At 39.8% G+C, this 1,271-nt stretch carries 1 protein-coding gene; it reads left to right on the top strand.

Annotated features, from left to right (window positions below):
- Positions 1-1,271, top strand: a 1,271-nt coding sequence (locus CHB72_RS25730) for an SLBB domain-containing protein (protein ID WP_141131621.1), incomplete at both ends; no start/stop codon positions are given.

Here is a 1,271-nt window from a genome sequence, read left to right as displayed (position 1 = left end):
TCATCAGATTCCTTAAAGATTTTAGATAGATTTGAAGAATTATTAGAAAAATATGAGCTTCAAAAGGAAGTAAAGGTAGTAAAAACAGGATGTTTTGGACTTTGTGAAGCAGGACCTATCGTAATTGTATACCCTGAAGGTGCTTTCTACAGCCATATTAGTGTAGATGATGTTGACAAAATTACAGAAGAGCATTTGTTAAAGGGGAGGATCGTAACAGATCTTTTATACAAAGAAGCTGTAGTGGAAGACAAAATTAGAGCAATCGACGAAGTAGGCTTCTACAAAAAACAACAAAGGGTTGCCTTAAGAAACTGTGGATTAATTAATCCAGAGGTTATAGAAGAATATATTGCCTTTGATGGCTATCAAGCTCTAGCAAAGGTATTAACAGAGATGACACCAGAAAAGGTTATTGATGTCATTAAAGCATCGGGCTTAAGAGGCCGAGGTGGTGGAGGTTTTCCAACAGGAATGAAATGGAGCTTCACTGCTAATGCAGAGGGAGATCAAAAATATGTAGCCTGTAATGCTGACGAAGGAGACCCAGGAGCCTTCATGGATCGATCAGTACTAGAGGGAGATCCCCATGTTATCATAGAAGCTATGGCTATAGCAGGGTATGCAGTAGGAGCTACTAAAGGATACGTATATATTAGAGCAGAATATCCAATTGCAGTAAAAAGACTACAAATAGCCATTGACCAAGCGAAAGAGCAGGGATTATTAGGAGAAGATATTTTTGGAACAGGCTTTGCTTTTGATTTAGAAATTCGACTAGGTGCTGGAGCCTTCGTGTGTGGAGAAGAAACAGCTTTAATAAACTCAATCGAAGGGAAAAGGGGTATGCCAAGACCAAGACCACCATTCCCAGCACATAAGGGTATTTGGGATAAGCCAACATTATTGAACAATGTTGAGACCTATGCAAACGTTCCACAAATCATATTAAAGGGAGCAGATTGGTTTGCAGGAATAGGAACAGAAAAATCAAAGGGAACAAAAGTATTTGCCTTAGGTGGCAAGATCAACAATACAGGATTATTGGAGATACCCATGGGAACAACCCTAAGGGAAGTTATCTATGAGATCGGTGGTGGAATTCCAAACGGAAAGGCCTTTAAGGCAGTGCAAACAGGAGGACCATCGGGAGGATGTATCACTGCAGATCATATTGACACACCTATTGACTATGACAACCTAATAGCATTAGGCTCTATGATGGGTTCTGGTGGAATGATTGTTATGGATGAAGACAACTGTATGGTAGA

It is taken from the genome of Anaerovirgula multivorans (assembly GCF_900188145.1).
GTDB classification, from domain to species: domain Bacteria; phylum Bacillota; class Clostridia; order Peptostreptococcales; family Natronincolaceae; genus Anaerovirgula; species Anaerovirgula multivorans.
This window is presented reverse-complemented; position numbering and strand designations above follow the sequence as displayed.